The sequence below is a fragment of the Sphingomonas sp. SL1004 genome (assembly GCF_057815015.1).
This window is the reverse complement of sequence record NZ_JBYMUX010000001.1, coordinates 2,621,030-2,639,466: the sequence shown is the minus strand read 5'-3', so window position 1 is coordinate 2,639,466 and position 18,437 is coordinate 2,621,030. Positions and strand designations below refer to the sequence as shown.

The 18,437-nt window shown below is 65.6% G+C and carries 21 protein-coding genes; 16 read left to right on the top strand and 5 right to left on the bottom strand.

Going from position 1 to position 18,437, the window contains the following annotated elements:
• Window positions 1-46 precede the first annotated feature (46 nt).
• A complete protein-coding gene (locus tag AC3D24_RS11865; RefSeq protein ID WP_489030873.1) occupies window positions 47-664 on the top strand; it encodes a flavin reductase family protein in 618 nt (205 codons plus the stop codon).
• A 108-nt stretch (window positions 665-772) separates the two neighbouring features.
• Here the strand turns inward: AC3D24_RS11865 and AC3D24_RS11860 are convergent, their stop codons facing one another.
• The 4 genes from AC3D24_RS11860 to AC3D24_RS11845 all read right to left on the bottom strand — a co-directional run bounded on the left by AC3D24_RS11860 (window position 773) and on the right by AC3D24_RS11845 (window position 4,141).
• Entirely contained in the window at window positions 773-1,552 is a 780-nt protein-coding gene (locus tag AC3D24_RS11860) for a sulfite exporter TauE/SafE family protein (RefSeq protein WP_489030871.1), read from the bottom strand.
• Window positions 1,545-2,750 (bottom strand): dual-specificity RNA methyltransferase RlmN, encoded by a 1,206-nt coding sequence (rlmN, locus tag AC3D24_RS11855; protein WP_056061442.1) that lies wholly within the window; start codon window positions 2,748-2,750, stop codon window positions 1,545-1,547. Before rlmN ends, AC3D24_RS11860 begins: the two co-directional genes overlap by 8 nt.
• Before the next feature lie 237 nt (window positions 2,751-2,987).
• Complete coding sequence (locus AC3D24_RS11850) at window positions 2,988-3,461, bottom strand: invasion associated locus B family protein (protein ID WP_489030869.1); 474 nt, start codon at window positions 3,459-3,461, stop codon at window positions 2,988-2,990.
• Window positions 3,458-4,141 carry a histidine phosphatase family protein gene (locus tag AC3D24_RS11845; protein WP_489030867.1) on the bottom strand — a complete coding sequence of 228 codons (684 nt, stop codon included), beginning with the start codon at window positions 4,139-4,141 and terminating at the stop codon, window positions 3,458-3,460. Before AC3D24_RS11845 ends, AC3D24_RS11850 begins: the two co-directional genes overlap by 4 nt.
• 140 nt (window positions 4,142-4,281) lie before the next feature.
• Between AC3D24_RS11845 and AC3D24_RS11840 the strand changes: the two genes are divergently transcribed.
• The 14 genes from AC3D24_RS11840 (at window position 4,282) to AC3D24_RS11775 (ending at window position 16,774) form a co-directional block, all read left to right on the top strand.
• Window positions 4,282-4,935, top strand: coding sequence for an outer membrane protein (locus tag AC3D24_RS11840; RefSeq protein ID WP_489030865.1), 654 nt, complete (start codon window positions 4,282-4,284; stop codon window positions 4,933-4,935).
• 130 nt (window positions 4,936-5,065) lie between these two features.
• Complete coding sequence (dnaN, locus tag AC3D24_RS11835; RefSeq protein WP_056017955.1) at window positions 5,066-6,184, top strand: DNA polymerase III subunit beta; 1,119 nt, start codon at window positions 5,066-5,068, stop codon at window positions 6,182-6,184.
• 54 nt (window positions 6,185-6,238) lie between these two features.
• A complete protein-coding gene (locus AC3D24_RS11830; RefSeq protein ID WP_489030862.1) occupies window positions 6,239-6,490 on the top strand; it encodes a type II toxin-antitoxin system Phd/YefM family antitoxin in 252 nt (83 codons plus the stop codon).
• Complete coding sequence (locus tag AC3D24_RS11825; protein WP_489030860.1) at window positions 6,487-6,915, top strand: type II toxin-antitoxin system VapC family toxin; 429 nt, start codon at window positions 6,487-6,489, stop codon at window positions 6,913-6,915. The genes AC3D24_RS11830 and AC3D24_RS11825 overlap by 4 nt, the downstream gene beginning before the upstream one ends.
• A 52-nt stretch (window positions 6,916-6,967) precedes the next feature.
• Window positions 6,968-7,777, top strand: a complete 810-nt coding sequence (locus tag AC3D24_RS11820) for a Coq4 family protein (protein WP_489030858.1) — start codon at window positions 6,968-6,970, stop codon at window positions 7,775-7,777.
• Window positions 7,778-7,951: 174 nt separating this feature from the next.
• A complete protein-coding gene (locus AC3D24_RS11815) occupies window positions 7,952-9,139 on the top strand; it encodes a DNA replication/repair protein RecF (protein WP_489030856.1) in 1,188 nt (395 codons plus the stop codon).
• An 87-nt stretch (window positions 9,140-9,226) separates the two neighbouring features.
• Complete coding sequence (locus AC3D24_RS11810) at window positions 9,227-10,027, top strand: OmpA family protein (RefSeq protein ID WP_489030854.1); 801 nt, start codon at window positions 9,227-9,229, stop codon at window positions 10,025-10,027.
• Window positions 10,028-10,511: 484 nt separating this feature from the next.
• Complete coding sequence (gene gyrB / locus AC3D24_RS11805) at window positions 10,512-13,043, top strand: DNA topoisomerase (ATP-hydrolyzing) subunit B (protein ID WP_489030852.1); 2,532 nt, start codon at window positions 10,512-10,514, stop codon at window positions 13,041-13,043.
• 85 nt (window positions 13,044-13,128) lie between these two features.
• Entirely contained in the window at window positions 13,129-13,374 is a 246-nt protein-coding gene (locus AC3D24_RS11800; RefSeq protein ID WP_489030850.1) for a hypothetical protein, read from the top strand.
• Between the two features lie 66 nt (window positions 13,375-13,440).
• Window positions 13,441-14,193 carry a class I SAM-dependent methyltransferase gene (locus tag AC3D24_RS11795; protein WP_489030848.1) on the top strand — a complete coding sequence of 251 codons (753 nt, stop codon included), beginning with the start codon at window positions 13,441-13,443 and terminating at the stop codon, window positions 14,191-14,193.
• Window positions 14,194-14,425: 232 nt separating this feature from the next.
• Entirely contained in the window at window positions 14,426-14,731 is a 306-nt protein-coding gene (locus AC3D24_RS11790) for a hypothetical protein (protein ID WP_489030846.1), read from the top strand.
• Between the two features lie 210 nt (window positions 14,732-14,941).
• Entirely contained in the window at window positions 14,942-15,307 is a 366-nt protein-coding gene (locus tag AC3D24_RS11785) for a hypothetical protein (protein ID WP_489030844.1), read from the top strand.
• Window positions 15,297-15,593 (top strand): hypothetical protein, encoded by a 297-nt coding sequence (locus tag AC3D24_RS11780; protein WP_489030842.1) that lies wholly within the window; start codon window positions 15,297-15,299, stop codon window positions 15,591-15,593. Before AC3D24_RS11785 ends, AC3D24_RS11780 begins: the two co-directional genes overlap by 11 nt.
• 65 nt (window positions 15,594-15,658) lie before the next feature.
• Complete coding sequence (locus tag AC3D24_RS11775) at window positions 15,659-16,774, top strand: acyltransferase family protein (RefSeq protein WP_489030840.1); 1,116 nt, start codon at window positions 15,659-15,661, stop codon at window positions 16,772-16,774.
• A gap of 2 nt (window positions 16,775-16,776) precedes the next feature.
• On the opposite strand, the gene AC3D24_RS11770 is transcribed toward AC3D24_RS11775, so the two are convergent.
• Window positions 16,777-17,916: a cell wall hydrolase gene (locus AC3D24_RS11770; RefSeq protein WP_489030838.1), complete on the bottom strand. Its 1,140-nt coding sequence runs from the start codon at window positions 17,914-17,916 to the stop codon at window positions 16,777-16,779.
• A 57-nt stretch (window positions 17,917-17,973) separates the two neighbouring features.
• On the opposite strand from AC3D24_RS11770, the gene AC3D24_RS11765 reads away from it, so the two are divergent.
• Window positions 17,974-18,405, top strand: coding sequence for a Rap1a/Tai family immunity protein (locus AC3D24_RS11765; protein ID WP_489030836.1), 432 nt, complete (start codon window positions 17,974-17,976; stop codon window positions 18,403-18,405).
• Window positions 18,406-18,437 lie beyond the last annotated feature (32 nt).

The following is an 18,437-nucleotide window of genomic DNA, read 5'->3' as shown; positions in this document are numbered from 1 at the left end:
GCCTTCGCTATAGCCAGTCGAACCCGACCTTAGCAGGGATAAGCGCATGACCGAATGGCATTCTTACGAACCCGCGAACGGCCACCGCCTGCCGCACGATCCCCTGAACGCGATCGTCGCGCCGCGCCCGATCGGCTGGGTCAGCACCGTGTCTGCTGGCGGCGTGGCGAACCTCGCGCCCTATTCGTTCTTCAACCTGTTCAACTACACGCCGCCGATCATCGGCTTCTCGTCGATGGGCTGGAAGGACAGCGTCGCCAATATAGAGGCGACCGGCGAGTTCGTCTGGAACCTGGTATCACGCGACCTGAGCGAGGCGATGAACACGACCGCCGCGAACGTCGCCGCCGACGTCGACGAGTTCGCGCTCGCCAAGCTGGAGATGGCGGCGTCGACCAAAGTGAAGCCGCCCCGAGTCGCCGCATCGCGCGCGCAGTTCGAATGCAAGCTGACGCAGCTGATCCGACTCGAGACGAAGGAAGGCCGCGAGCTCGACCAGTGGCTGGTGCTCGGCGAGGCGGTCGCGATCCACATCGACTCAGGCATGCTGGAGGACGGCGTCTACCAGACTGCCCGCGCGAACCCGATCCTGCGCGGCGGCGGCCCCGCGGATTATTTCGAGATCACCGAAGACGCGCTCTTCAAGATGCGCCGGCCGGGGTAAGTCTTCGCCCCTCCCCAAGTCCGTCATCCCAGCGAAAGCTGGGATATCCTCGTAACGAAGCGCACCCCTGCCGCACGAGACCCCAGCGTTCGCTGGGGTGACGGGCAATCAAGTCAGGGTGATGAACAAATAACCATACGCCCGCCAGAAAAAGACGATAGTCGTCGCGATCGTCACCAGCAGCGTCCACACGCGGATCACCTGCGGCGACAGCAGCAACCCCAACTTCGCCCCGTAATGCCCGCCGACGATCCCGCCGATCAGCATCGGCACGCACAGCGCCCACACCACCATCCCGGTCGCGATGAAGATGATCGTCGCGGCAAGATTAGCGACCGCCAGCATCAACGTCCGCGGCGGCGCGAGCGTCGCGGGTGTCGCGCCCGACAACAGACCCCACGCGGCGGTCAGCATCAGACCGACGCCACCCCCGAAATACCCGCCATAAATCCCCAGCAGAGCCTGCACTCCGACCAGCGACTTCGGTCCGATCTCGACGCGCGACCTGAGCCACAACGACGCCCGTGTCCCGAACGCGATCGCCAGCGTCGCGAACAGCAGCAGCCACGGCACGATCAGGTCGAATGCGCGCGCCGACGTCGCCACGAGCAACAGGCTGCCGACCAGCCCGCCGACGAAGGTCACCCCCGCCATAGTCTTCATGCCGACGCCCGAGATCGGCTGAAGCCCATGCCGATACGCCCATGCGCTCGCCATCGCACCTGGCTGAAGCGAGACGTTGCTGGTGGCGTTGGCGAAGGTCGAGGGCACGCCGAGCCCGATCAGCGTCGGCATCGTCGCGAAGCTGCCGCCGCCCGCGAGCGCGTTCATCGCCCCGCCCAGAACCCCAGCTCCAGCCGCCAGCGCAACCGCAGTCCACTCAAGCAAAAGCGTCGGACTCGGCAGCGGCCTCGCGATCTATCTGTGCCCGGCTCTTCTTCTCCGACGCGGTCTTCAACTGCCCACACGCCGCATCGATATCGCGACCGCGCGGCGTCCGTACTGGCGCCGAGATCCCGGCACCGAACACGATGCTGGAGAATGACTTGATCCGCTCGGGCGTCGAGCACTCGTATTGCGCGCCCGGCCACGGATTGAACGGAATGAGGTTCACCTTCGCCGGCAGCTCGTACTTCCGCAGCAACCGGACGAGTTCGCGCGCGTCGTCGTCGGAATCGTTCTTGTCCTTGAGCATCACATATTCGAACGTGATCCGGCGCGCGTTGTTCGTGCCCGGATAGTCCGCGCACGCCTGCAGCAATTCCTCGATGCCGTATTTCCGGTTGAGCGGCACGATCTCGTCGCGCACTTCCTTGGTCACCGCGTGCAGCGATACGGCGAGGTTCACGCCGATCTCGGCCCCCGCGCGCGCCATCATCGGCACCACGCCACTGGTCGACAACGTGATCCTGCGGCGGCTGAGCGCGAGCCCCGCGCCGTCCATCACCAGCTTCAACGCATCGCGGACATTCTCGAAATTATACAGCGGCTCGCCCATTCCCATCATCACAATGTTGGTGAGCATGCGGCCTTCCGGCTGGCTCGGCCATTCGCCCAGCGAATCGCGCGCGAGCATCACCTGGCCGACGATCTCGGCCGGCGTCAAATTGCGCACCAGCCGCATCGTGCCGGTGTGGCAGAACGTGCAGTTGAGCGTGCAGCCGACCTGGCTCGACACGCACAACGTGCCGCGATCCGCATCGGGGATGAACACCATCTCGTAATCCTGCGCGTCGTCCGACCGCAACAGCCATTTCCGCGTGCCGTCGGTCGACACTTGAGCCTCGACCACGTTGGGCCGGCTGATCACGAAGCGCTGCTCCAGCCACGGATGCATCGTCTTCGAGATATCGGTCATCGCCGAAAACTCGGTCGCGCCGCGATTGTAGATCCAGTGCCACAGCTGTTTCGCGCGCAGCTTGGCCTGCTTCTCCTCGAGCTGGGACGTCTCCAGCGCCATCCGCAGATCGGCGAGCGACAGCCCGAGCAGGTCGATACGCCCATCGCTACGCGGCACGAAGCTGCGGGGAACGGGCACGGGATCGATGTGCCCAGGGATGGGCATGAGGTTCGCGGCGGTCTGCATGCGCGAGCCCGTAGCGGAATTTTCGTGATTTTTCTACTGGGTGTGGGGAAGGGGGCAACGACACCCTTTGATCCTCCCCCGCCAGGGGGAGGTGGCTGGCCCTTGCCAGACGGAGGGGGAGGCACACGCCCACGTCCGTTCCGTGTCCTTCCCCCTCCGTCACCTGCGGCGACACCTTCCCCTGGCGAGGGAGGGTCGTTAGGCTCGTCGGGAAAGGTCGGATGGGAAGCCCCGAGCTCACCCCCCGCTACACGCCAGCACAGCCGCATCGATCGCCGTCGCCGCGCCCGACAGCGCATAAACATCCGCAAACGGCCGCCCGCCGGCGCCGACCGCCTCGACACTCATGCTCCGCCCAGACCGCAGCGCCGCGACAATCGCGCGGTCGCTTGGTTCATCGCTCGCCCAAGCATCCAGCCCGTTCGCGACCAGCGCGAGTCGGCGTTCGCCGATCGTCAGCGTCACCCCTGCGGATCGATCGCGCTCGCGGCTGAGGCGGATGTGAAGCGAGGCGCGCAGACCGCGTTTGGGCCACGTCGCAACGCTGGCGAAACCGCTCGAGCGGCCCCCCGCCATCACCGGGCGCGCTATCGCGTAACAGCGGTCGGGTGTCGCGTCGCGAAAAGCGCCCCAGCCCTTGTAGATGCCGATCGTGTCGCGCGCCGATACCGGAACCGCGACTACGAGGATCAACAGAGCCGCCAATCTCACGCCGGTGCGAAACCGGAGCCGAGATGCGGCACGGTCGCCCGTCCGTTCTCGACCAGCGTAACCGATCCTTGCGGCAACCCCTTCGCAACCGGCGCGCCCAGCAACGGATCGACCGCCGCACCGGTCATCACGCCGAGCATCACTCGACTCGAAATCCCGTGCATGATCACCAGCCGATCGCCCGGATCCTCCGCCGTATCCGCAAGCCACCCGCCGACTCGTTCTGCGATCTCCGCATAGGTCTCGCCATCGGGCGCAGGCTTCAGCGTCCCACCCGGCAGCATCACCGGCCCGACCTCGTCGATCACGTCCGCATAATAGCGCCCGCCCCATGACCCCATGTCGATCTCGACCAACCGCGGATCGGTCCGCGCATCATGCCAGTCCAGCTCCAGATGCTCGCAGATCACCGCCAGCGTCTGCAAAGCTCGCCCGGTCGGGGAGGACCACAGCGTCAGCGCCGGCTTCACTCCCAGCAGCCCTCGCAACGCCCGCCCAAGCTCGTCCGCCTGCGCGAACCCAGCGCGCGTCAACGGCGTATGCGCCGCATCCCCCTGCAACCGGTGCGCCGCATTGAACACGGTTTCGCCGTGCCGCGCGACGAAATCCCGACCCTTGCGAAGGGCCGGAATGTCGGTTGATCGGGCGTCCGTTTCACCCTGCCGTTGGCTTGGAATCATGGCCCGCGTTTCAACCCCCTGTGGCGCAAAAGCAACGGATTTCCGCGTTTATCTGGGGTTCATGCAACGCCCGCGCGGTTGGTCCATTGGAGCGGTCCGCCCCGCGTTTTGGGGCGACAGATCAGTAAGGAGTAACCCCAATGCGTACGCTTATCGCCGTCTCGCTGCTCGCCACCACCGCAGTGGCCGCACCCGCCCTCGCGCAGACCAACCCGACCTTCACCGGCCCCCGCGTCGAGGCCACGCTCGGCTACGACCACACCGGCGCCGGCAGCAGCGTGTCCAACGACAATGGGCGCGACGACCAGAAGATCGACGGCCTGCTGTACGGCGGCGGCATCGGCTACGACATCGCGACCTCGGACAACATCGTGCTCGGCGCCGAAGCCGAACTGACCGGTTCGACCGCGAAGAGCGACCGCAACGACTACACCAGCGACTTCGGCTATGGCCGCGTCAAGCAGGGCCGTGACATCTATGTCGGCGCACGCGCGGGCTATGTCGTCGCACCGACGACGATGCTGTACGTCAAGGGCGGCTACACCAACTCGAAGCTCAAGGTGCTCGCGGGCGATACCAGCCAGACCACCGATACGAACTTCAAGCTCGGTGGCTGGCGCGTCGGTGCGGGCGCCGAGCACGCGATGGGCCCGAACAGCTATGCCAAGCTCGAATACCGCTATTCGAACTATGAGCGCGGCAACATCGACTATGCGACCGGCGGCATCAGCAGCCGCTTCGACGTCGATACCGATCGCCATCAGGTCGTGGCGAGCTACGGCTTCCGCTTCTGATCCGGTTAACCCTGAATTTACCTGCATGATCGAAGGGTCGGGGTGCTTGCCCCGGCCCTTTGTTGTTGGGTAGGTAGGTTTGGAGTTGCCCCCGGTATCGAGTCAGACCGCGGCGGCATGGGGGATTTTCATGAAGGCGACGATCGAACGCGCAACGCTCCTCAAGGGGCTGAGCCATGTCCAGTCCGTGGTGGAACGGCGCAACACCATCCCCATCCTGTCGAACGTGCTGATCGAGGCGACTGCCGAGGGCACGCTCAAGCTGATGGCGACCGATCTTGATCTCCAGATCAACGAATCGATCGCGGCAGCGGTCGACCAGCCCGGCGCGACCACGGTGTCCGCGCACACGCTGTTCGACATCGCGCGCAAGCTCCCCGAGGGATCTCAAGTCCAGCTCGCTGCGTCGGAAGGCCGGATGAGCATCGTCGCAGGCCGCGCACGCTTCTCGCTCGGCACGCTGCCGCGCGACGATTTCCCGGTGATCGCCGAGGGCGAACTGCCAACCCAGTTCGAGCTGCCAGCCGAGACGCTCAAGCAGATTATCGACAAGACACGCTTCGCGATCTCGACCGAAGAGACGCGCTATTATCTCAACGGTATCTTCCTGCACGTGGCGGACGGCGACAGCTCGAACCCGGTGTTGAAGGCCGCCGCGACCGACGGCCACCGCCTCGCGCGCGTCACGCTGCCGCGTCCCGAGGGCGCCGAATCGATGCCCGACGTGATCGTGCCGCGCAAATGCATCGGTGAGCTCCGGAAACTGCTCGACGAGGTCGACGGCTCGGTCGGCGTGTCGCTGTCGCCGACCAAAATCCGCTTCGACCTCGGCCAGGCGATCCTGACCTCGAAGCTGATCGACGGCACCTTCCCGGATTACAGCCGCGTCATTCCGACCGGCAACGACAAGATCCTCAAGATCGACCCGAAAAGCTTCATGGAAGGCGTCGACCGCGTCTCCACGATCGCCACTGAGAAGACGCGGGCCGTAAAAATGGCGCTCGATCGCGACAAGATCACGCTATCGGTGACCTCGCCCGAAAACGGCACCGCCGCGGAGGAAGTCCCCGGCGATTACGTCGCGCTGCCGTTCGAGATCGGCTTCAACAGCCGCTACCTGATGGACATCCTCGCGCAGATCGATGGCGACATGGTCGAGGTGCATCTCGCCGACGCCGCCGCCCCGACGCTGATCCGCGAGAACGACAAGTCGCCGGCGCTGTACGTGCTGATGCCGATGCGCGTGTGATTCGGTCTGCCTGTCGCGCCGTGGTATAGCGGCGCGACAGGCAGGAGCCGGATCATGAACTCGATCAATATCGCTGATCTGAAAGACGAACTGGGCACGCTGATCGACCGGCTCGAAGCTGGCGAGGCTGTGCAGATCACGCGCAATGGCCAGCCCTTCGCTCGCGTGACCCCTGAGGCGCCGCCGCTCCCCCGCCGCAAGCCTATCGACGTCGACGCGCTAGAAGCACTAGCGAAGTCGCTACCTTACGATCCGACATCTGCCCGTGACCTGGTCCGGCAGATGCGCGACGACTCGCGATATTGACCCTCTATTGCGATACGGCGGTGATGGTGTCGGCCTTCACCGCCGAGGCGCAAAGCGATGACGTACGCGCGTGGCTATCGCGACGGACTGATACTCTGGCGGTCAGCCATTGGGTCGCAACCGAGTTTTCCGGTGCGCTTGCGATGAAACGGCGATTGGGTGTCATCGATACCGTTGGCTGGAGTGGTGTGATGAAGGCGTGGCAACGGTTTTGCGCCGGGGAACTTCACGTAGAGTCAGTCACCGAAACCGATTTTGCGTTGGCGGCAACGTTGCTCGATCGCGGTGACCTGAAGCTGCGCTCCGGAGACGCCCTTCATCTCGCGATCGTCGTCGCGCGCGGTTGGTCCTTAGCGACGCTCGATCACGACCTTGCGGACGCCGCCACGCAAATGCGCGTCGAAGTAGATACCGTGCTCGATTGACTCCTCGCCCGCCGCTCAATACTAACAACAATGTCAGTAAGGAGTCGACTCGATGGCGAAGCTTCCTCCGTTTCCCGGTACGACCGGTCGTCGCGATTGGCGTACGGCGTTCGATGCGATCAAGAAATTGCTCGCGAACGGCGACGACACCACGCAGGTTTTCCGGATCATGCGCGCGCTCAACGTCGGCAATGCGCCGATGAATTACGCGCGGCTGATCGCTTCCGAGCAGGGCGGCCGGATCGCCTATGACCGCGTCGAACTGGCGCAGCGTTTCTCCGACCCCGCGTTCGTCGCGAGCTTCGCGCCCGGCACGGTCGGGGCGGCGTATCGCAATTTCCTCGAGACGACGGGCTATTCCGCCGACGGTCTGGTCGAGGTCTCGCGGCTCGTGCCGTCCGAGGACGATCTGGCGCATCCCTATGCGTGGTTCGGCCGGCGGGTGCGCGACACGCACGATATCTGGCACGTGCTGACCGGCTACAAGGCTGACGAAAGCATGGGCGAAGCGGCACTCGTCGCGTTCAGCTATGCGCAGGTCGGCGGGCTCGGCTGGGCGCTGATCGGCTCCGCGGCGGCGTTGAAGAGCATCCGCGTCACCGGCAGCAAGCTGTTCGCCAAGGCAGTCTGGGAGGGCTATCGCAACGGGCGGAAAGCGAAGTGGATTTCGGGCGAGGATTATCTTGAACTGCTCCACGAGCCGCTCGACGCGGCGCGTGCGCGGCTCGGCATCGTCACGCCGGTTGCGTATCAGCGAGCGCAGCGCGAACTCGGACCGGCGCTCGCATCGTATCTCAGTACGCAGAAGGCAACGACCGCGACAGCCGCACCCGTAATCGCGCCGGAGCGGATCGCCGCCTGACGCGAAGGTAGACGGACGGAGACCGTCGCTTGCGGCGGATCAGCACGATCCACGTCCCCGTTCGTGCTGAGCGAAGTCGAAATACCGTCGCCTGAGCAATGCCCTTCGACTTCGCTCGGGGCGAACGGAAAAGGGCGATGCAATCGGCTGCAAAACTCCTCTAAGGCCGAGGCGATGCTGTCGCGCTTGGTCCTTACCGATTTTCGAAATCATGCCGACCTGACGCTCCAGCCGGGCTCAGGGTTCGTCGTGCTGACCGGCGAGAACGGTGCGGGGAAGACGAATATCCTTGAGGCGGTGTCGCTGCTCGCGCCCGGTCGTGGGTTGCGGAGGGCTGCGCTCGGCGAGATGGCGCGCCAGGGCGGGGCCGGTGGCTTCGGCGTAGCCGCAACGCTGTTCCCCTCCCGCTCGCGGGAGGGGTTAGGGGAGGCCGCGACGTACGTACTGGCGTCCGCTCCCGAGGAAAGCGCGCCCCTCCCCCGACCCCTCCCGCAAGCGGAAGGGGAGTTAGAAGCGGAACAGGACGCGCCCGCAGTCGGCGAAGTCGATGTCGCCACCGGCACGCTCGCCTCAGCCCCCGAACGCCGCATCGTTCGCATCCAGGGCGCGACTACCACCGCCAACGCGCTCGCCGAGTGGCTCACGATCCTCTGGCTCACTCCGGCGATGGACCGCCTCTTCGTCGCCCCCGCCGGCGAACGCCGCGGCTTCCTCGACCGCCTCACGCTCGCGCTCGCCCCGAGCCATGCGCACCACGCCGCCCGCTACGACGCCGCGATGCGCGCGCGAAACCGCCTGCTTGCCGACGAAGGCCGTCCCGACGGCGACTGGCTCTCCGCACTCGAAGCGCAGATGGTCGAGCACGGCGCCGCGGTCGATGCCGCCCGGCGCGAGACGGTGACGTTGCTCGGAACACGACTGGCGGAACAAGACGACGGCCCATTCCCCCGCGCCGGCCTGACACTCGAAGGCTGGGCCGGCGACACCACGCGCCTGCAAACCGACCTCGCCCAGGGCCGCGCGCGCGACGCCGCTGTCGGGCGCACGCTCAGCGGCCCGCACCGAGTCGACCTGATCGTCACGCACCTCGACAAGGACCGCGCCGCCTCGCTCGCCTCGACCGGCGAACAGAAGGCACTCCTCCTCGGCATCGTCCTCGCACATGCCGATCTCGTCGCCGAGCGAACCGGCCAGCCCCCCGTCCTTCTCCTCGACGAAGTCGCCGCACATCTCGACCCATCCCGCCGCGCGGCGCTGTTCGCCCGGCTCGCAGGCCGCGGCCAAGTGTGGATGACCGGCACCGAAGACGCGCTGTTCGATGCGATCGGCGCGCAGGCAACGCGGATCGCGGTCGGGCGTTAGGCTGAACGCGCGCTGTCGAGCAGGCTCACCGCGCGTTCAAGCGGGCGCGGGCAAAGCTCCGTCCATCGAAGACACGGAGAGACCAAGATGACCCGGAATTTCACGCGCGCAGCCCTTGGCGTCCTGATGGTCGCAGCCACGACCGCCCCCGTTTTTGCGCAAGCCCGCGACAATGGTCGATACGACATGAGCCGCGCCCCCTGGTCGCGTCCTGGCTATCGTCTGGAAGGCGCCGGCGTGCCTGTGCTCTTCCCCGAACTGCGCAATACGCGGCGCGGCATCGCGTTCGTGATGCCGAACTTCGATGCGAACGGCGACGGCCGGATCAGCCGCCAGGAAGCCGACGACGCCAACCGCGAATTTGCGCGCATTGCAGGCCCCCGCCGCGACCGCTTCGACTGGGATGCATACGGCCGCGACCCGCGCGGCTATCGCGGTGACCGCGGCGGCACGACGATCGTCGAGACCACCACGACCTGGGACCGCGGCGCGATGCGCAACTACGGGTTCCGCCAGACCCCGCGCGGCGCGACTCTGACGCTGCAGGAGGACGTGCTGTTCCGCACCGACAGCGCCGTGCTGCGTCCCGGCGCGATCGAGAAGCTACGGCCGCTCGCCCGCTATTTGCGCGGCAACCCCGGCGTCCGCGTCGCGATCGACGGCTTCACGGACTCGCGCGGTACGGACGCGCACAACCAGGACCTGTCCGAGCGCCGCGCGGCGAGCGTCCGCCAGGCGTTCGACGACATGGACGTCGTCCGCGCGCGGTTCAGCGTCGTCGGCCACGGCGAGAACCAGCCGGTCGCGACCAACGCAACGCCTGCCGGCATGCGCCTCAACCGCCGCGTCGAAGTGACCCTGCTAGGCCAGCGCGCCGACCGCTTCTAAGAAGGGTCTCCCTCGCCCCTCCGGGGAGAGGGAAGGGGCCCGCGGCCCTTGCCGTGGGAAGGGAGAGGGGAGTGAGGCTCGGGCGCGCACCCCAACTCCCCCTCACCCTCCCGTCGCCTACGGCTCCTCCCTCCCTCTCCCCAAGGGGAGAGGGACAAGCCTGCACACCCCGGCGAAGGCCGGGGCCCAATTGGGAGACGTTGCTGACGAAGTGCAGTTCGTCGTTACTGCGACCTTTCCAATTGGACCCCGGCCTGCGCCGGCGCGGTGCTAGGGCAAGCCGCTGTCCTACACAGCCAGACCCTGTCACCATCCCCGCATGGCGATCCCAACCCCCTTGAAACCGGCACGCCCGAAACGCGAAGTGCACACCCGCGCCAAAACGCTCCCAGCGTCTGCACTTCCTATACTTCACTCGCCGGCGCTCCAGCCCCTACAGGCCATTTCGCTTCCGTTTCGGCCCTCGAATGCCTATATACTCGGCATGGCATCCAACCCCGAAACCAACAATCCCAACCTCCCGAACATGGGCGACTATGGCGCGGACTCGATCAAGGTCCTCAAGGGCCTCGACGCAGTCCGCAAACGCCCCGGCATGTACATCGGCGACACCGACGACGGTTCCGGCCTCCACCACATGGTGTTCGAGGTCAGCGACAACGCGATCGACGAAGCGCTCGCGGGGCATTGCGACCGGATCGACATCGTCCTCAACGCCGACGGATCGGTCAGTGTCACCGACAACGGTCGCGGCATCCCGACCGGCATCCACACCGAGGAAGGCGTGTCCGCAGCCGAGGTCATCATGACCCAGCTCCACGCCGGCGGTAAGTTCGAGAACACCAGCGACGAGAACGCGTACAAGGTTTCGGGCGGCCTGCACGGCGTCGGCGTCTCGGTCGTCAACGCGCTCAGCGAATGGCTCGACCTGACGATCTGGCGCAACGGCGAGGAGCATTACATGCGCTTCGCATTCGGTGACGCGGTCGCGCCGCTCAAGGTCGTCGGCCCCGCAACCGAAGGCCAGAAGGGCACGCGCGTCACCTTCTTCCCGTCGCCCGCCACGTTCAAGATCACCGATTTCGACTTCGACAAGCTCGAACATCGCTACCGCGAGCTCGCCTTCCTCAACTCGGGCGTCCGCCTGTTCCTGAGTGACGCGCGCAGCGAAGAGCGCAAGACCGTCGAGCTCTATTACGAAGGCGGGATCGCCGCGTTCGTGAAGTATCTCGATCGCGCCAAGCTCCCCCTGATGCCCGAGCCGGTCGCGATCAGCGGCACGCGCGACGACGTCACGATGGACGTCGCGCTGCAGTGGAATGATTCTTACTACGAAAACGTCCTCGCCTTCACGAACAACATCCCGCAGCGCGACGGCGGCACGCACATGGCCGCGTTCCGCGCCGCGCTGACCCGCACGCTCAACAACTACGCCGAGAAATCCGGCATGTTGAAGAAGGAAAAGGTCCAGCTCACCGGCGAGGACATGCGCGAGGGCCTGACCGCGATTGTCTCAGTCAAGCTGCCCGACCCGAAGTTCAGCAGCCAGACCAAGGACAAGCTCGTCTCGTCCGAAGTCCGCCAGCCCTTGGAAAGCCTGATGGCCGACAAGATGGCCGAATGGCTCGAGGAAAACCCTGCGCACGGCAAGGCGATCGTCGCCAAGATCATCGACGCCGCCGCCGCGCGCGAGGCTGCAAAGCGCGCCCGCGAACTGACGCGCCGCAAGGGCGTGATGGACATCGCCTCGCTACCCGGCAAGCTCGCCGACTGTCAGGAGCGCGATCCCGCCAAGTCCGAGCTGTTCCTGGTTGAGGGTGACTCGGCAGGCGGCTCGGCAAAGCAGGGCCGCGATCGCCATTTCCAGGCGATCCTGCCGTTGCGCGGCAAGATCCTCAACACCGAGCGCGCCCGCGAAGACCGGATGCTGTCGAGCCGCGAGATCGGCACGCTCATCACCGCGATGGGCACCGGCATCCGCGACGACTTCAACGCCGACAAACTGCGCTACCACAAGATCGTCATCATGACCGACGCAGACGTCGACGGCGCGCACATCCGCACGCTGCTGCTGACACTGTTCTACCGCCACATGCCGAAGATCATCGAGGGCGGGTACCTCTACATCGCCCAGCCGCCGCTCTACAAAGCGACCAAGGGCCGGTCCGAGGTATACCTCAAGGACGACGCGGCGCTCGACGAGTATCTGGTCGATGCGGGCGTCAACACGATGGTGCTCGACGGCCCCAGCGGCGGTCGTTCGGGACGCGACCTGAAAGATCTGGTCGATCACGCGCGCCGGATGCGGACGCTGATGCGCTACGTCCCCAAGCGCTATGACGCCGGGATGATCGAGGCGCTCGCACTCGGCGGCGTGTTCGATCCGGAGGCGTCGGTCGAGGATCGCACCTCACGTCTGGAGATCGTCACGCGGCGTCTCGAACTCGACGACGGCGATGCCCGCTGGACCGCGGTGCTCACTGAAGACGGCGGCATCCACTTCCAGCGCGCATGGCGCGGCGTGACCGACCACCACATCATCGAGGCCAGCTTCCTGGTGTCGGCCGAGGCACGCAAGCTCCACGCGCTGTCGGGCGAACATGCTGAAAGCTATGCGCAGACCTCGAACCTCGTCCCCGCCAGCAAGGCATCGCAGGCCGAAGAGCCCGAGGCTGAAGAGGGCGCGGACGCCGGTGCCGGCGTGATCGGCTCGGTCACGGCCGTCGCCGCACGCGGCTCGACTCAGGTCTCGCGCCCGAGCCACCTGCTCGACGCGATCCTGACCGCGGGGCGGAAAGGTCTCGCGATCCAGCGCTACAAGGGTCTCGGCGAGATGAACGCGGAACAGCTGTGGGAAACCACGCTCGACCCGTCGGTTCGCTCGATGCTCCGCGTGACCGCGCTCAACGCCGAGAGCGCGAACGAGATCTTCACCCAGCTGATGGGCGAAGTCGTCGAACCCCGCCGCGAGTTCATCCAGGACAACGCGCTCAACGTCGCCAACCTCGACGTCTAAGGACGGAACATCGAACGTCCAACCGCGCTTAACGGCCATCTATCTAGGAGCGTAGAACATGGCCGAAGACCGGTTGGACATCGATATGAAGACCCTCGAAGACAATAGCGACCTGCGCCAGGTCGAATTCGAGGGCGAAGTCAGCGAAGAACGCTATCAGTTCGCGGTGCAGTATGATGTGCTCGAAGCGCTGAGCACGGTAGCGCCCGAGGGCGATGCGGTGGCGATCTTCAAACAGCATCTGGGTGAGATCGCCGACCTCGGCGTCGTTGCGCTGGCGCGCGATCCCGATCAGGAGATCGTCGTGATCAGCGAGAACGATCTGGACTAGAGGCGCCGTCCGGGTGATCCTGCTCCCGGGCCCGGCGATGGCGTCCGAACTGTTGGGAGACGGATGATGAAGACGATCTGGATGGGTGTCGCACTGGCCATGACGACCGGTGCGATCGCCGTCGGCGCGGTCGGGGCGGAAGCGCAGAAGATTACCCCCGCCGTGTACCGCGCCTTGGCGGACCCCGCCCGGGTCGACCAGCAGCGCGACGATGCCCGCCGCAAAGCCGCTTCCGTGCTGACTTTTTCCGGTGTGAAGCCGGGCAATGTCGTCGTCGATTACCTGCCGGGTGCCGGCTATTGGACGCGGATCTTGACGGGCCTCGTCGGCCCCCGCGGTCACGTTTATGCGATCTGGCCGGCGGCTGGAGCCAAATATGCCGAGAAGTCGCTGCCGGCGCTTCAGGCGCGCGGGCTGAAGAACGTCACGGCTGAGGTCCAGGCAACCGACCTGCCGACGTCGCCCAAGCCTGTCGACGTTTTCTGGACCGTCCAGAACTATCACGACATCGCCAATAACGGCGGCGGGGAGCCGGCGTTGCGCGCATTCGACACGGCGGTGTTCGGGTTGCTCAAGAAAGGCGGCAGCTATGTCGTCATCGATCACGCCGATGCCCCGGGCAGCGGCTTGGGCGGTACGGAGACACGCCACCGGATCGATCCGGCGGTCGTCAGGGCGCAGGTCGAGGCGGCGGGCTTCAAGTTCGTCGGCGAATCGACCGTGCTTCGCAACCCTTCGGACGATCACAGCAAGCCGGTCTTCGATCCGGCGATCCGCGGCATGACCGACCAGTTCGTCTACAAGTTCAAGAAGCCCTGACCGTCGATCCGCGCTGGTCGAGATCGCTTCGATCGTCGACCAGCGCCGGAATTCATCCCTTGGAACACGAGATCGTGTCGGAGAGCGGACGTTCCGAAGTCCGTTCGCTGCAATATAGGTTGAGGTCGCAATCGTCCGAGTCGCAGTGGACCAGTCAAACCCCCCACGCAGCATTCGGGCCGGTCATTGCCGTTTAGTGCATCGATCGCAGCGGGTTAGAAACCAAACCGTAATGACGCATATTTTACTAGAAGAATTGCAAGCCGACGGTATCATGAGCGTGCTGATACAGGGGGCAGTCGGATGGTCGTCGAAGTCGCTGTTCTGGTCCTTGCCCTACTCCTGGTTGGTATCGGGATATGGCGACGACAGCGGCGCCTTCATCATCTGCAACGATATGAGCAGCGAACGCACCGTCTCTATCTACGGACCAAGCGCGATAACTGGCTCAAGAAATGGTTGTACGGAAATCGCGTCAAACGCATCGCCGACAAACGCCATCAGTCGGCAGTTCGGACCGACCAAACTCTATGAGTGACCGGATCGAAATGCTGCCTCCCAGACGATAATAGCAGAAAACGCCTCGCCTTCGCGATGAGTGCTGGGGTATGTCGCCGGTTTGGAGCGAAAGCTTCGCACCGCATCTGTGTCTGTTGCCGATTATCCTCCGCTCTGACATATCGAGGCGGTGCTAAATTCGACCGCGAATAGTCTCAACGAATCACGCTGGCCTGCGCGAATAGGGCGATTGATCGATGCGATCTGTCTGTTGGCGTTGGTGGCGGTGATCGGCACGGTCATCTACGGTTTCTGGCTGCGGGCGATCTGGGCGCACGGCTATTTTCTGGCGGTCGCGGTCGCGATCCTCGGGGCGTTCGTGATCTTGATCGGGCTTGCGCAACAGGCGATCGCCGCGCGTGACGTGGCGACCTGGCGCGACATGGCTGAATGGCAGATCCGCGCGGCTCGTGCGAAAGCCGCGCAGACGCGTCCGCCGGAAGCCGGAATGGACGAAGAGATCGAACCGAACTCGGCCGCCTATTACGAAGTGTTGATCGGCACGCTCGTCAGGCATGCCGAAGACGAAGAGAAGGTCGCCATGCGTGAGTGGTGATCCGCATCTCGAGCTTGGTGAAAGTCTTCCCCGGTTCTTCTCGCATTGGCTCGCGGCATGTTTCGGGCATTTCCTGATGGTGCTTCTGCCGCTGATCACCGACTGGGCGCAGGTGCATGATGCGACATGGCCGAGCTGGTGGTCGCTGTTGCTGTTCGCGGCCTCTACCTCGCTGATCGCGGCTATTATCAATGCCAACCTTCCGGTCACGCCGCGCGAGATGATCAAGAGCGTCGGCTTGGGTTTTGCCTTGAACGCCACGATCGTCATGTTGCGGCTGACTTGACGAAAGCGGGGACGAAGGCGTCCGGGCCGGACGGCGGGTCGTTCCGAACTAGACTCTCGGCCCGGTTGCGCGTTCGCGGCGGCGGTCTCGACCGCAACCAGATCGCGCCCTTGCAATTCCTGCGCGGGGTCGCCGCATCGGGCGTCGTGATCGAGCATCTGCTGGAGCGCTATGCGAAACGCGGCGTGATCCCGGGCGGCCTGCCCGACTTCACGAGCAAGCTGGGCCAGACCGGCGTCGCCACCTTCTTCGCGATCAGCGGCTTCATCATGGTCTACATCTCGCTACGGGACGACAGGCATCCGCCTACCGGCGCCGCGTTTCTGCGCAGCCGCTTTCTACGCGTTGCGCCGCTTTACTATCTGACGACGCTGGCGATGATCCTGTTTGGCTGGGTGACGCATGGGTTCGGGCGCGAGCCTGGCTACCGCCTGCCGAATGCGACCGAACTGATCCTGTCGTTCGGTTTCGTGCCGCATCGCGGCGTGAAGGGACTGATCCAGCCGATCTATGAGCTCGGATGGACGCTGCATTACGAGATGTTTTTCTACCTGCTGTTTGCGGTCGGACTGTCGCTCGTCGCGCGGCGGGCGGGCATCGCGGTCCTCGTGGTCCTCGGCCTGCTGGTCGTTGCGGGAACGGGGATAGAGGCGCCGGGGGACATGCTGGGCGTGCGGATCATCGTGTATGTCTTCACGCGACCTATCATGGGGTATTTCGCGATCGGCATCGCGATCGCGCTGATCCGGCATCGGTTCTGGCGGAGACTGCCGGCGCTGCCGGTGCCGGTAATGGTCGTCGTGCTGCTGGCTGCGCTGGCGATCGCCGCATTCGACCTGAGCCGGGGCGTGACGATGCTCGCGATCGCCGTCGCGCTCGGCGTGGCCGTGCTCCCCCCGGCTCCGTGCGAGGGAGTGCCCGGCGCCCTGTCGATGCTGTCCCGCGCGTTCGGCGATGCCTCCTACAGCATCTATCTCACGCACAGCTTCCTGCTCGGGGCGTTCGCGTCGGCCACCGCCTCGACCGCCGCACGCGGTACACCAGCGCTGGTCGCGATGACCCTGCTCGCATGCCTGATCTGTTTTGCGGCTGGCTGGATCACATGGCGGCTGATCGAGCTGCCGATCGCCGATTGGCTACGCGGGCGCCGCCTCTCCGCAGCCGAACGCGTCGCACCCTGAGCTCAGGTGGCGCCCGCGGGAGACGTGGGCAGGACGCGGCGTTCAGGCGATGCCGGCATCGGCGCGGCCGCCTCGCCGATATCGGGGCCGCGCGACAATACCCGCCGTTCGCCGAGCCCGATGATCGGTGTCCGTGCATCGCTGCCATCGCCGACGCGCGGTACGGTCAGCACGGGCCGGTCCGTCGGAGGCACGGTTCCGGAAGCGTCGCCGGCGCCTGCTCCCGCCATTTTGCTCGTCGCCGTCGCGCTATCGACCGCGGGTATCGTCAACGCCGGTTCGTTCCCGGCATAGGCCGCACGAAACGCGGTGGCGCGCCCGGCGAGGCCGGTCCAGCGGTAGAAGATATGCGCGCCGATCACCGCAACCTTGTCCAGGCTTGCCGCCCAATAGGGCACGACGTAATTGGCGTGGTAATGCGTCGCCCAGCCGACCGGGGCGAACACCGCCCCGCCCAGCGCTGCCGTCGCGACGCGCGCCGCGCGCTCCCACCCCTTGATCGACGGGGTCCGCGTCATCGCGCCATCGCAGACGAAGGTGAACTGGCAGCCATGGCCGCGTTGCGCCCCATCCAGGACGACGCCGCAGACCGTCTTGGGGTAGGCGGGGTGGCGTACGCGATTGAGGATCACCTGTGCCACGGCACGCTCGCCATCGTCGGTTTCGCTGCCGGCCTCGTAATACACCGCCATCGTCAGGCATTGCAAAGAGCGCTGGAAATCGCTCGCCTTGCTCGTCCGTAGCAGGAAGGCGGAGGCGGTTTCGGTCGCGCGTCGGTCGGCAGGCGTGGCTGCGTTCCACGCCACCGCCTGCTCGGGCGAAAGCGGCCGCAGCGTTGCCGGCGCGAACGGTGCCTCGATGCGCGCCTCGCGGACCGCGCGCGCGCTGCCGGTCGGGGCAAGACCGTCGTCGGTCGGCTTCTGTCGAAGGCTCAATACGGCGGTCGTGATCGAACCGATGATCATCAACGCTGCCAGCAGGGCGGGGATCAGGACGCGCAAACGCAGTCGGCGGACGAGCGGCAGGGACGAGACGGACGCAGGATCTATCGGCGGCCGAAACGGTGTCGTTCGGTTCGGCCAAGCGGTTGTCACCGGATCGACGGCGGGCGCACGGCGCTGGTCGGGGCTCGATGGATCCACGTTGCTCGCTGTTAGTGCGTTGCTGCACCTCGCGCCAGCGCCTAACGAAACGCGATCATGATCACGCTCTTCGCCTTGCTCCTTACCGCAGCATCTCCCGCGCAATCGGCACCGCCGCTCGCAGGATCATCGGTGACCTCCGCGCCGCCAGCCGGCGGCTTATTCAGCGCCGGGCAGCTGCGCCAACGCTGCCTGTCGAACGTGGCGGCCGACGCGTCCTATTGCTTTGCCTACATCACCGGGGTCCACGATACGGTTCGCGCATACGAGGCGTGGCTGAACCTGCGGGAGTTCTGTGTGCCGCGGCACGTGCCGCAAGGCGATCTGCGGCGTGCATTCATGGAGTATCTGGGCGATAATCCCAGCGATCTCGGCGGTGAGGCCGCCTCGGTGGTCGTGGTGTCGTTGAAGATTCGCTACGCCTGTCCGACGAGCGCCAAGCCCGCGGCGGACGCCGCCACGAGCCCAGGCAAACCCAGGGCGCGCTGAACCTGCTTCCGGGTAATGAAACGGGCGGCACC